8 protein-coding genes and 1 pseudogene are annotated in these 12,577 nt (G+C 41.4%); 7 read left to right on the top strand and 2 right to left on the bottom strand.

Going from position 1 to position 12,577, the window contains the following annotated elements; translation table 11 throughout:
• Nucleotides 1-111: 111 nt before the first annotated feature.
• The 3 genes and pseudogenes from HC643_RS25205 to HC643_RS25195 all read left to right on the top strand — a co-directional run.
• Nucleotides 112-1,497, top strand: a complete 1,386-nt coding sequence (locus HC643_RS25205; protein WP_038091826.1) for a serine/threonine-protein kinase — start codon at nucleotides 112-114, stop codon at nucleotides 1,495-1,497.
• A gap of 147 nt (nucleotides 1,498-1,644) precedes the next feature.
• Entirely contained in the window at nucleotides 1,645-2,676 is a 1,032-nt protein-coding gene (locus HC643_RS25200; protein ID WP_038091828.1) for a PstS family phosphate ABC transporter substrate-binding protein, read from the top strand.
• Between the two features lie 323 nt (nucleotides 2,677-2,999).
• Nucleotides 3,000-3,398: pseudogene (locus tag HC643_RS25195) on the top strand (phosphate ABC transporter substrate-binding protein); the annotation flags it as partial.
• A gap of 22 nt (nucleotides 3,399-3,420) precedes the next feature.
• Here the strand turns inward: HC643_RS25195 and HC643_RS25190 are convergent.
• Complete coding sequence (locus tag HC643_RS25190) at nucleotides 3,421-4,140, bottom strand: Crp/Fnr family transcriptional regulator (protein ID WP_011318554.1); 720 nt, start codon at nucleotides 4,138-4,140, stop codon at nucleotides 3,421-3,423.
• A 245-nt stretch (nucleotides 4,141-4,385) separates the two neighbouring features.
• On the opposite strand from HC643_RS25190, the gene HC643_RS25185 reads away from it, so the two are divergent.
• Complete coding sequence (locus HC643_RS25185) at nucleotides 4,386-5,360, top strand: DALR anticodon-binding domain-containing protein (RefSeq protein WP_082051585.1); 975 nt, start codon at nucleotides 4,386-4,388, stop codon at nucleotides 5,358-5,360.
• 287 nt (nucleotides 5,361-5,647) lie between these two features.
• On the opposite strand, the gene HC643_RS25180 is transcribed toward HC643_RS25185, so the two are convergent.
• The gene (locus HC643_RS25180) at nucleotides 5,648-6,484 is read right to left on the bottom strand and encodes a Cof-type HAD-IIB family hydrolase (RefSeq protein ID WP_038091831.1); all 837 of its coding nucleotides are present in this window, start codon (nucleotides 6,482-6,484) and stop codon (nucleotides 5,648-5,650) included.
• 242 nt (nucleotides 6,485-6,726) lie between these two features.
• On the opposite strand from HC643_RS25180, the gene HC643_RS25175 reads away from it, so the two are divergent.
• The 3 genes from HC643_RS25175 (at nucleotide 6,727) to polA (ending at nucleotide 12,407) form a co-directional block, all read left to right on the top strand.
• Nucleotides 6,727-7,602 carry a PEP-CTERM domain protein gene (locus tag HC643_RS25175; protein ID WP_050045178.1) on the top strand — a complete coding sequence of 292 codons (876 nt, stop codon included), beginning with the start codon at nucleotides 6,727-6,729 and terminating at the stop codon, nucleotides 7,600-7,602.
• Between the two features lie 961 nt (nucleotides 7,603-8,563).
• On the top strand, nucleotides 8,564-9,376 hold the full coding sequence (locus HC643_RS25170; RefSeq protein WP_038091835.1) for a DUF4114 domain-containing protein: 813 nt from the start codon (nucleotides 8,564-8,566) through the stop codon (nucleotides 9,374-9,376).
• Nucleotides 9,377-9,452: 76 nt separating this feature from the next.
• A complete protein-coding gene (gene polA / locus HC643_RS25165; protein WP_167844751.1) occupies nucleotides 9,453-12,407 on the top strand; it encodes a DNA polymerase I in 2,955 nt (984 codons plus the stop codon).
• The last annotated feature ends 170 nt before the right edge of the window (nucleotides 12,408-12,577 follow it).

The following is a 12,577-nucleotide window of genomic DNA, read 5'->3' as shown; positions in this document are numbered from 1 at the left end:
GGTTCTTGTTTATTTAATCCAACCGAGATATCGGTGGGGTAATAATTACGAATTACCTTTGCGAAGCGCATATTACGAATTACGAATTTTTGAGAAGCGATTAAACAAATCATGGAAATTTACTGTACCCGTCCGCACTGCCCTCGTCCGCAGAACTATTTTCCAGATTTAGATGATAGCGCAATCCTCAGAACAGCGCAGCAAAAATATTGCATCACCTGCGGAATGCCTCTAATTTTGGTGGGACGTTATTTGCCAGTAAAACTGTTAGGTCGAGGGGGATTCGGAGCAGCATTCTTAGCACGCGATCGCTATACCCCAGGAATGCGACAATGTGTAGTTAAGCAATTTCAACCAGCAGGAAATCTCTCCCCAACCCAACTGCAATTAGCACAAGATTTATTTGAAAGAGAAGCAGAAGTTTTAGAGCAGATAGGCAATCAACACGAGCAAATACCCGACTTATTTGCATTTTTCCCCCTCCTAGCTTCCAGTTTGCAAGCCGGACAGCAAGAACAATTTTTTTACTTAGTACAAGAGTATATAGACGGACACAATTTAGAGGAAGAATTAATTCAAAAAGGTCGATTTTCAGAACAAGAGGTCTTAGAAATCCTGCGAGAAATTCTTAAAGTTCTGAAGTTCGTCCATGACGCAAACATTATCCACAGAGACATTAAACCCTCCAACATCATGCGCCATCGCAACGGAAAACTCTACTTGCTAGATTTTGGCGCAGTCAAACAAATTGCCAACTCTCCTATTGGTACCAATACCCCTTCAACTGGCATTTATTCTATGGGATTTGCACCACCAGAGCAAATGTCAGGCGGTCAAATCTTTCCATCTACAGATTTATACGCATTAGCTGTCACCTGTGTGATACTGTTAACAGGCGAACAAGACGTGACTCGGTTATTTGATGCCTATAGCAACCAGTGGAAATGGCGCGAACGCGTAACTGTGAGTCCTCACCTGGCGAAGATTCTTGATAAAATGCTCCAGGCTGCAGCCAGTCAGCGCTATCAGTCCGCACAGGAAGTTTTACAAGCTCTGGATAGACCTACTAAAGGTATACCCCCCACAAGCATCAGTCCCCGTCAAGGATCGCCAGGTTCTTTACAAACGCCAAACACAAAAGCAATACAACCATTTTCCGTAATAGAGGTATTAGGCAGTGCAGCATTTAGTGGGTTTGAAAGTGGATTAATTGCTATAGCTTTATTCAGTTTATTAAAATCTCCTTTGGTTACCCTAGGAGGTTCAGCGCTCATTCTAACAATACTTATATTTGCTCAAACCAGAAGATGGATTGAAAGATGGGATTTATTAATTATTCCAGCTATCAGTTTTGCAATTATATATTTTGTCCCCATTTTACACGTTGGGTTAAGTCTTCAACAGTTAATCGTTATACCCATTGCAGGTAGTTTGGTAGCGATCGCCACCACTGCACTATTCCGCTTAATTTACAAACTGTTATCGCTGTTACTTTAAAATTGTTATGAGTGGTTGGTGGTTAGTCGTTAAGAGTTGAAAGAAAAAAACTTAATATCCGAAATCTCAATCTTTTATTTGTAGTTTAAATAACAACTAACCACTAACTCCCAACTACTAACAACTAACCACTAACCAATAGCATTTATGGCTGCTAAGAATGAAACCGCAGTTTTAGCTCTAACTCTAATAATTACACTGGGATTATTAGGTATAGTTTATTGGTGGCTGAGTACTTCTGGTATCATTGCGAGTTCTTTCAGTAATAAGGGGACATGGCAAGTCAAACAATCGAATTATCAAAATTTTTCCCAAGTCCCAAAAGTGCCATCGGGATTATTTAGTTATGGCGGTAGCACAACTTGGGCACCCATCAGAAAAGATGTCGATCCAGCAATTCAAACTGTCTTTCCCGAATTTCAATTGCGGTACACTAACCCTACCACAGGGGCACCGGGTTCAGGAAGCGGTATAAAAATGCTTCTTGATAACCAACTAGCTTTTTCTCATTCCTCACGCCCCATCAAAAACCAAGAGTACCAACAAGCAAGCCAACGGGGCTTTACACTGCGAGAAGTTCCAGTCGCACTCGATGGGATTGCGATCGCAGTGCATCCAGAACTGAATGTACCAGGTTTAACTGTCGCCCAAATCAAAGATATTTACACGGGCAAAATAACCAACTGGAAGTCCTTAGGAGGTCCCGATTTACCCATTTTGCCTTACTCCCGACGTTTAGAAGAAGGGGGAACCGTTGAATTTTTCAGTGAAAACGTTTTAGGCGGCGAACAGTTTGGGACTAACATAAACTATATTCCTACAACAACACAAGCTTTGCGAGAAGTCGCGAGAAACCGAGGAAGTATTTACTATGCTTCCGCACCGGAAGTTGTCGGACAATGTACAGTTAAGCCCCTACCGCTAGGAAAATCTTCAGATACATTTGTACCACCCTATCAGGAACCATTCATTCCGCTATCTGAGTGTCCAAAACAACGGAACCAATTGAATGCAGTTGCGTTCCAGAAAGACCAATACCCCATTACCCGAAGATTATTTGTAATTATCAAACAAGAAGGTAATAGCGACCAACAAGCAGGAGAAGCTTATACCAATCTCATGCTGACAAATCAAGGTCAAGAATTAATTGCTAAAGCTGGATTTGTGAGAATTCGTTAATGGCTAATAGCTAATAGCTAATAGCTAATGGCTAATGGCTAATGGTGAGCCCAGTACGTTCCCTTGTGTGTGGCACTTTCGTGCCATAGGCGGGTTTCCCGCGCCCTGGCGACTGGTGAGTCCAGCCCTGTAGGCGGGTTTCCCGCGCCCTGGGGACTGGCGAACCCGCAGGGCGTATAGCCCTTACGGGCATAGCCTACGGCATCGCGGAGCGTGTGCCTTGCACATAGTGTCTTTGCTCCTAAGATACAAGGCGGGGCTAATGGCTAGTGCCCAATAGAAAATTGACAATTAGCTATTAGCTATTAGCCATCAGCAATTAACAAAACATTTTGGGCGGTCAATCTTTGGACAAGATCGGTACGACCACCCAATCGCTGCAAAATTTGACTGAGAATCCCGGCGTTATATACTGCGCTTCTTCTCCCGAAGTGGTTCCTCAATGTTCAATCAAGCCTTTACCTCTAGGGAGAACACTGGGGCAATTTGTTGCTCCCTATCCAGAATCGTTTGTTCTCCCCGATGCGTGTCCTGGTAAATGGAATCAGTTGAACACTGAGGCTTTCCGATCCGGAAGGTATCCCATAACGCGCAATCTGTTTGTTGTTATCAAACAGACCGGGCAATTCTAACAGCAAGCTAGTATGGCTTACGCTAACTTACTGCTCACTCAGCAGGGACAGGGACTTGTGACTCAAGCAGGATTTGTCAAAATTCGCTGACACCTACATTCTAATTACGGAGCTAACTAGCTCTATTAATCGACTCTGCTGGCAAGCAGATGAGATTATCGCCTTGAGTGAGAATTAAGCCCCGCTGACGCAATTTGCCCATCAAGCGGGTGACGGTGACACGTGTTGAACCAATGGCACTGCCAATTTGGGCATGGGTGAGGGGGAAAGGCAGGCAATAGCCGCGAATCACATCGGGATCTGTTTCACTCATTGCGGGCTCTCCGTATTCCTCAATAAGCAGTGTGAGGAATCCTAAGAGACGGTCAATTGTGCGGCGTTGTCCTAGAGCACTCAGCCACAGCAGTTTGCGTTGGTGCTGGTATCTAAAAGCGTCCATAACTTCCCGGCGGAAGTGAGGCCAGTTGTCTAGATCGTGCCAGTACATCCAGAGCACTGCTGTTTGGTCTACGTGGGCGTAAGACTGGAGTGTAAATGGTGACTGAGCAACAATTTCAAAGGGCTGACCGGCACCCACAAAACCCAGAAAAGCTTCTTCTGGTGTTCTGTTGATGCGTCGAGAGGTGAGCTGACTTGCAGTAGCGCTAACTTGGGCAGTTCCCACCATACGGATCGCACCTCTTTGCACTAGATACAGCAAACCAGGACGGGCTGGAATGCGTTCATCTTTGCTAAAGGTGCGGCAGCGATAGTGTTCTTGAGCCCAGTCAAGAATCCGTTGCCAAGTCAAAAAAGGACGAGATGCCTCAGAAAAGGAGGATGGAGATTGCATAGGTAACAAAGAGCGTTCGGCTGAAGACAAAGACGTTAAAAATGGGTGCAAGGAGTGTCTTCTTGTTGGCACTTCAAGCATTAATCCTAACAGTGCCAGCCATGAAAAAGGTAGACAATTTAGCATCTACTCTTTTTGTTATACATCTTACTGTACAATGAAGGTAGTAAAATTTACCCCTAATTAATTAAATTTTGCATAATTCTAATTTTCTCTCCATAGAATAAACTTATGTCTCTGGAAAGATGACATGGAATGACAGTCCAAAATGGCAGATTTTTTTTCTTGAGGTCTTCTTGCATCAAAAGATACATATCAGCAAATACACGGCTATAAAACAGCTAATATATAGTAAATTAGCATCTTCCTTAAGTATTTATGCTGCTTCAAGTAAGAGACTCTATACATCCGAGCAATTTATTCCTCTATCTCAAGGTAGAGATGATAAGAAAATTTTTTATATCTCAGGTATAGCCTTAAAATTAGCGAAATCTGAGAAATTACCACCTTTGGAGATAGCTAGCGGGTTGATTTCTCATATATCAAAAAATTATGACAATGATTTAATAATTAAAATTGTCCCTCCCGGTTGGATTCATTTAGAAGTGAGCCCTCCGGTGTTAGCAGCTTGGTTGCAAAGTGTTATTGAGGGACTGAGCAACAAGGGAGAAGGGGTAGACGAGGAAGAAAGTTCTCCCGTGTCTCCCGTGTCCCCTGCATCCCTTAATTCCCAATCCTCAATCTCAGATGCCTTATTTACTACTCAGTATGCTCATGCACGATGTTGTTCCCTTTTGCGCTTAGCAACACAAGAGGGGTTAATTAAACGTCAAGAAGATGAAATCGTTTCGTCAAATATTTTTATCCCCAATGTTATTCCTTGGCTTGACAGCGACGAAAAACTACAATTTGACCAAATAGCGTCCTACCGTCTCATAAATCAACTGGTAAAAGTGACTGACCAATTGTTTGATTGCGTTCGCCCTGTAAGTGACTCTCTTTGGAAACATCGTCCTGAATCAGCCAACTGGGAAAAAGCGGCGTTAGACCTCAGTCAAGCTTTTGGAACTTTTTGGGGTCAGTGTCGTATCTTCGGCGAGGTCAAAACAACTTCTCCCGAACTTGCAAAAGCGCGACTTGGATTAGTAATGGTGACTCAGACTGTGTTGAAATTTTTACTAGAAGAAAAGTTTCGTATTTTTGCCCCGCAAGAATTATAAAAGCAGCCCTTCGATTGAGGAGCGCAGAAAAAGTTCGCAATCCCTTTTCCCGAGGCTCTTTCCAACAATCTTGTAAAAAATCTAAAACTTCTCAAAACAATATTGACACTCAAAAAAAAATGGTGTACATTCTTTCTTGTGTGAGGAGCGAACCAGCAAGAGCACCGAGACGAAACACGGCCAGTCGTCGGTGCTCTTTCTGATTTTTAGTTGTTTGGTTAGTGGTTGGTAGTAAACAACAACCAAGAACTAACAACTATCAACTCAAGACGAAGGACGAACGATTTTTACGAAAGTAAAAATTTCTCAATGGCAACAGCTACACCATCTTCCTCTACATCAGGAGCTACCCATTGAGCTAAACGTTGTACTCCTTCTGGCGCATTGCCCATAGCGATACCGATGCTAGCATACTGTAACATTTCAGCATCGTTAAAATTGTCACCCACGGTCATAACGTTCGCGCTTTGCAGCCCTAACACTTCTTCAGCTAAATAACGCACTCCAAGTCCCTTATTGGCAAGAGGATGAGTTGCTTCAAAGAATGTAGCAACAGAAGTTGTGAGATACAGTTCTGCTGGCGTGTACTGGCGGCGTAAATTCCCCAGTAACTGCTCGATGACACTTTTGTCATCGCACAAAGCTAAGATTTTTGTGGGTTTACGGTGACAAAAGGGGCGCAAATCACCCACGGGAATAGGATTTATACCCGAACGTTGAGCGTAAAGTGCTGTTTCCTCTGTTATTTCTCTAACATAAAGTTGGTCATCAATATAGAAATGTACGGATAAAAGTTGGCGCAGTTCGGGTTGTTCAAAATAATCTAGAAGCTTAAGTGCAGCGTGTTCGGAAACAGGCAAATGACTGAGAATCTTTTGGGTAACGGGATCTTGAATCCACGCTCCTTGATAAGCTATTAAAGGTAGGTTAGAACGAATTTCTTGATGAAATCGCAAAGCCGAACGATACATACGCCCTGTTGCGATCGCTACTTGAATTCCCCGTGCTTGAACTGCAAAAATTGCCTGCTTGACTTTTGCACTGATTGTATTAGATTTTCCTGCGATCGTGCCATCAACATCTAAGACAAGCAGTTGAATATTAGAAGTAGCAGAAAAGTCCATGTTAAGTAAGGATAAAGTATGCAGTATAACGGATAAAGTATGAAGTAAACTCCACTTAGATGTATTTAAGGAGCCAATTTCAGATTTTCATGACACATTTTATCCTTTATCCTTCATACTTGATACTTTCTATAGATACTGAAATCAAAGTGATTAATTAACGTAGGATACTGGAGTGAGAGTTAGCGCTCCGTTTAAGTGAACAATTTTGTAGCCTTGTTACAAAACATAAAAGGGTTTCCATGAAAAACAATCGCTTAACAGAGGTTTTTTCTGCTATAGCTACTGTAGGTACTATCTTTTCGTCTGTAGTAGCACCTGTCAATGCAGCTTCATTAACCAATACTTCGGAATGGAATAATTTGGTTGCAAATCCAGTTCAATCAAGAACAACTGACGTATCGGGCTTTCAAACGCTAATTCCGCAACTTCAGCAATTTGTGCAACCAGAAGGAATCGCGATTCCTGAAAATCAAGTCAGAAGGCTAGACCCTTCCAGGTTACAACTCAAATCGGACAGTGGTGTTCGTGTTTGGTTCCTGAACGAAGGGGGTTTTTATCGCAACCAATTGGCTTACGAAACTATTCAAGGTTCAAATTATCAAGCAAATTTGATTTTTCAAGATGTTTCATGTATTAGTGGAAACAACAACAACTGCGAAAAGCCTGAGAGTAATGGAACTTTAAATGTTGGTGATTATGTTGATTTGGGAACAATCAGTGGCGGTTCGCAACTGAATTTTTGGTTAAGAGCAAATGGAGCTAATCCTCAAGACACAGGTGGTACAAATCCAGCCACAAACGTCAAAAATATTTACGGTGAGGATGCTACCCAAAATCCAGACGGTCTGGATCATATAGTTGCTTATCAGTATAACGATTACCTTTTAGTGGGATTTGAGGATCTGTTTGGACCCGAGGGTTCTCTAGAGGGAGGAAATGGGACTATTGCAAGCGATCGCGATTTTAACGACGTGGTGTTTGTCGTTGATATAGGCAAAAATAATTTAGATGGTAAAGCTTACATACCAGAACCTACCAGTGCTCTTGCTATTTTGGGCGTGGGAGTCGTGGGATTGCTCAAAATTAGTCGTCGCCGCATTAACAGTAACCAGTAACCATTAAAAAATTTTATTTAAATAGGGGTGCGTCTAATCACATACACCACCAAGCAGAAAAAACCTTATCTTGGGTGGTCATATGTTGAAGTCAGACTTAAATAAACCTAAGCCACAGCGAGAATCATCTGCTGAAATTCCTCTAATAATAATAAAACCGCCTCTTCGATAACAAAACATTAGGGCTCGTTATTTTGTTCGCTAAGTTGTTCCATAATTAAGCCCGCTTTCTCAGAGATTCTGGGAGGTGAATCTTTTGTACCACGATCTGCGTATTCCCAGAGTGTTAGCTCTTTTTGGATTGCTTATCCTGATATTTTTGAGTTTCGATTTGAAGATCTTTTTTAGAAACTGCTTGGGCGCAAGCTTTTTCCATGGTGGAGTGAATGACCTCTACTGGCGTCCGACCTGTGGCTAATTTGTAGGGTGCGAATAGGGAAAGATTGCGTCAGAAATATATTTATTTAGAGGAAAAACCTGTAATTCTCTTAGTGCCATTTTGGCAGTTAACAAGGAATATATATGAACGAATACAAGTAGGGCTCAAGCCCGATCGCATATTTCTAAGACTTGAGTGCATTTGTTCTCATAGGCGCAAAGAGCAAGAACCCCAACTTCTCAAAGAAGTTGGGGTTTTGAATTGTAAGAAGGGATATGGAGCAACAAATCATATCTTAACTATACCTCATACCTGTTGCCCGATTATCTACTTCGAGCGAAATTTCCCATGACTTCACTTGAGACAGTTTTGATTTCGGAAAACTACACTAATTTTACATAATTTTTTCAGTAAAAACCCTAGGGATAAAGAGTTAGCGAAGATGAAATTTAAGTGTAGACGTAGAAAATCACGGGCGTAATAATAATGAGTAACGCTTAAACATTACGTAGAAATCAGTAGCTCAAAAGCTTAGATTTACAATTATTTAACTTAATTGAAAAGAAATTATAAAGGAGTTTTATGATAAATAAAAATCAGCTAAAGAAACTTATAGCCGCCGCCGCTACAGTCGCTGGTGTATTTTCTACTGTCGCTCCTGCAAGTGCTAGTACGTTTACCTGGGGTGACTGGACAAAAACTTATGAGGTACAAGATAAGTCAACTGATACTTCAGGATTTCAAACTCTGATTTCTGAGTATCAAAAGTACGTACAGCCAGAATCTCTTGCGATTCCAGAAGATAAATTAACCAAACTAGACCCTACAAAACTTCGCTTGAAAAACGAAAGTAATGTTCGTATTTGGTTTCTCAATGAAGGTGCTACCTATAAAAACCAGCTAGCTTATGAAGCTGTAAAAGGCAATAATTCTCAGAAAGGTTTGCTTTTTAATGATGTATCCTGTGACATTTCTCAAGCAGCGAATTCAGCGTGTCAGCTTGGCGAAAACCCAGGGACTTTAGATATTGGAGATTATGTTGAGCTTGGTAAAGTAGCAGGTGGATCGCAACTCAACTTCTTTATGAAAACAGATGGGTTTAACAATCCTGATGGACCTGTTTACGGTGCAGACCCAACAAAAAATCCAGATTTATTAGAGCATTTAGTTGCTTATGAAATCGATGATTACTTATTAATAGGCTTTGAAGATTTACCCGGACCAGAAGGCATTTCTTCCGATCGCGATTTCAATGACGTTGTGTTCGTTGTTGATGTTGGTAAAGATAACATCGAATCCGTACCCGAACCTGCAACTGCAATGGCATTGTTAGCAGCGTCGGCGGCGGGTGTGATGACATTGCGCCGTCGGGAATCAACGACCAATGACCAGTGACAAATGACGATCCTTGTAGAAGCAACTGGTTAGAATATATGTATCACTCAAACATCAGTTAGCTTCCAAATTTTTAATGAAAACACACCCCACATTCATTCTTGTAGATGGGCATTCCCTAGCCTTTCGTTCGTACTTTGCCTTTGCGAAAGGAAAAGATGGTGGATTGAGGACGAAGACAGGGATACCCACAAGTGTGTGTTTCGGCTTTCTGAAATCTCTATTAGAGGTTATGGCAACAGAACAGCCCCAAGCAATGGCAATAGCCTTTGACTTGGGTTTGCCAACTTTTCGTCATGAAGCTGACGACACGTATAAAGCAGATCGTCCGGGGACACCAGAAGATTTTATTCCTGACCTAAAAAACCTGCAAGAATTACTGGACGCGTTGAATCTAAAAATTGTCACTGCTGCTGGGTATGAAGCAGATGACGTGTTGGGAACTTTAGCACAAAAGGCAGCAGCATCGGGGTATAGAGTCAAAATTCTGACGGGCGATCGCGATTTATACCAACTTATTGACCCCAGCAAAGACATTAGCGTTTTGTATTTCAGCCCAGATGCTCTCAAACGCAATACCAATGCTGGTATCAGCGAGTTTAGTGTAGAACAAGTTAAAGAGAAGTTGGGTATTGAACCATCCCAAGTCGTAGATTACAAAGCCCTTTGCGGTGATAAATCAGACAATATTCCCGGAGTCAGAGGAATTGGGGAAAAAACAGCAGTCCAGTTGCTTAAGGAGTATGGTTCTCTAGAAAAAATTTATGCTTCATTGGGACAAATAAAAGGTGCAACTCAGAAAAAATTAGAAACAGGTAAAGAAGACGCGGAAAAATCTCGCTATTTAGCAGCAATCGTTCTAAATGTACCCTTGGAAATTAATTTAGAGGAATGCACTCTCAAAGGGTTTGATACTAATAACATCATTCCAATTTTAGAAAAGCTAGAATTTAAAACTTTTTTAGGCAAAATTAACGAACTCCAACAAAAGTTTGGCGGAACGGTTGAAGAAGCATCAGAAAGCACAGAGGAACCAGACGCAACCTCATTTCCACTCCCCACCTATGAAGGTGAAGATGTGTGGTTTTTTAGTCCTGAAGATACAGAAGCATCCCAACAAAATCCGACAGATTCTGCAATTCATCCCCGGATCGTAGATACTCCAGCAAAACTAACAGAATTAGTCAACCTGCTACAAAAGTTTACAGACCCAAAATACCCTGTTGCTTGGGATACGGAAACCAGCGATTTAGAACCAAGAGATGCATTTTTAGTAGGAATTGGTTGCTGTTGGGGAACGGAACCAGATGAAGTCGCTTACATTCCCCTCGGTCATAAAACTGGAGAAAATTTAGAGCTAGAAATAGCTTTAGAAGCACTCCGCCCAATTCTTGAAAGTGCAAATTACCCTAAAACTTTGCAAAATGCTAAGTTTGACCGTTTAATTCTTCGCTGTCAGGGAATAAAACTTGCAGGAGTTGTCTTTGACCCCATGCTAGCCAGTTATGTTTTAAACCCAGATGGAAACCACAATCTTAGTAGCTTATCCCAACGTTATTTGGGTTTAATAGCAATGAGTTACTCTGAGTTAGTTCCTAAGGGAAAAACTATTGCCGATTTAGATATCCCTTCCGTAGCTAATTACTGTGGTATGGATGTTTACACCACATTTCAACTAGTCCCAAAATTGCGTGAAGAACTCGAAAAAATTGATGTTACTAACAGTCTTTTAGATACAGAAAGTAATAGGTCTTTAGAAAATTTATTACTAAAAGTAGAACAACCACTAGAACCAGTTTTAGCAGAGATGGAGTACAGGGGAATTCGTATAGATACTGCTTATCTGCAAGAACTATCCCGTGGATTAGAAACAGATTTAGCCAAGTTTGAACAACAGGCTTACAATTTGGCAGGAGAGACATTTAATTTAGGTTCTCCAAAACAATTGAGTCAAATACTATTTGACAAATTGAAGTTAAGCACTAAACATTCCCGGAAAATCCAAACAGGTTATTCTACTGACGCTGCAACACTAGAAAAATTGAGAGAAGTTGATACAACGGGAATTGTAGATGCCATTGTTGAGTATCGTACCCTATCTAAATTGAAATCTACTTATGTAGACGCATTACCCGAACTCGTCCGTGAGGATACTAAACGAGTACACACTAGCTTCAACCAGACAGCAACATCTACAGGTCGTTTGTCTTCTTCCAATCCAAATTTACAGAATATACCCATTCGTACCGCTTTTAGCCGTCAGATTCGCAAAGCCTTCATACCTGAATCTGGTTACTTAATGGTAGCTGCTGATTATTCACAAATTGAGTTGCGAATTTTAGCCCATTTGAGTCAAGAACCTGTCTTAGTTGCAGCTTATCAGAATAATGAGGATATTCATAAAGTGACAGCAAAGCTGATTTTTGAAAAAGAAGATGTCACATCAGATGAGCGAAGGTTAGCTAAAACTATCAACTTTGGTGTAATTTATGGCATGGGTTCTCAGAGATTTTCCCGTTCTACAGGGGTAGAAAAAACTGATGCTAACGAGTTTATTAAACGGTTTAACAACCGCTATCCTAAAATCTTTGAGTATTTGGAGTTTGTGAAAAAGCAAGCTGTTACCCAAGGATACGTAGAAACTATTTTTGGGCGTCGGAGATACTTTGACTTTACAAGCAATAGTTTGCGCGATCTTAAAGGTAGCAATCCTGTAGATATAAACCTCAGCAAATATAAGAATCTGGGTCCATACGATGCAGGATTGCTACGTGCTGCAGCCAACGCGCCAATTCAAGGCTCTAGCGCTGACATTATTAAAGTCGCAATGGTAAAACTGCACGATATTTTGCAGAATTATAAGGCCCGGTTGTTGCTACAAGTTCATGATGAACTTGTTTTTGAAGTTCCACCAGAGGAATGGGAAGAACTGCAAAGCGTTATTAAATCTACAATGGAAAATGCAGTCTCTCTATCTGTACCATTGCTTGTAGAGGCGCGTGCAGGTGAAAATTGGATGGAGACAAAATAGACTTGATAAGGGTTGGTTGTTAGTTATTAGTTGTTAACAGGACTTACGCAACTTCAACGGTATTTTAGGTATTTTACGCGTTGCCGATCCCCCATCTCTCCTTAAAAAGCTAGGGTGGTGTACACAAGTCTTCTAAAGTGTATTCTTGCGGTTTCGATCCCCCCTAACCC

It is taken from the genome of Tolypothrix bouteillei VB521301 (genome assembly GCF_000760695.4).
GTDB classification, from domain to species: Bacteria; Cyanobacteriota; Cyanobacteriia; order Cyanobacteriales; family Nostocaceae; genus Scytonema; species Scytonema bouteillei_A.
The sequence above is the reverse complement of the archived record's forward strand: the minus strand, read 5'-3'. Positions and strand labels throughout refer to the sequence as shown.

Coding starts and splice junctions, on each gene's coding strand:
- HC643_RS25205 (WP_038091826.1), top strand. CDS start 112: ATGGAAATTTACTGTACCCGTCCGCACTGCCCTCGTCCGCAGAACTAT.
- HC643_RS25200 (WP_038091828.1), top strand. CDS start 1,645: ATGGCTGCTAAGAATGAAACCGCAGTTTTAGCTCTAACTCTAATAATT.
- HC643_RS25190 (WP_011318554.1), bottom strand. CDS start 4,140: ATGCAATCTCCATCCTCCTTTTCTGAGGCATCTCGTCCTTTTTTGACT.
- HC643_RS25185 (WP_082051585.1), top strand. CDS start 4,386: ATGACATGGAATGACAGTCCAAAATGGCAGATTTTTTTTCTTGAGGTC.
- HC643_RS25180 (WP_038091831.1), bottom strand. CDS start 6,484: ATGGACTTTTCTGCTACTTCTAATATTCAACTGCTTGTCTTAGATGTT.
- HC643_RS25175 (WP_050045178.1), top strand. CDS start 6,727: ATGAAAAACAATCGCTTAACAGAGGTTTTTTCTGCTATAGCTACTGTA.
- HC643_RS25170 (WP_038091835.1), top strand. CDS start 8,564: ATGATAAATAAAAATCAGCTAAAGAAACTTATAGCCGCCGCCGCTACA.
- polA (WP_167844751.1), top strand. CDS start 9,453: ATGAAAACACACCCCACATTCATTCTTGTAGATGGGCATTCCCTAGCC.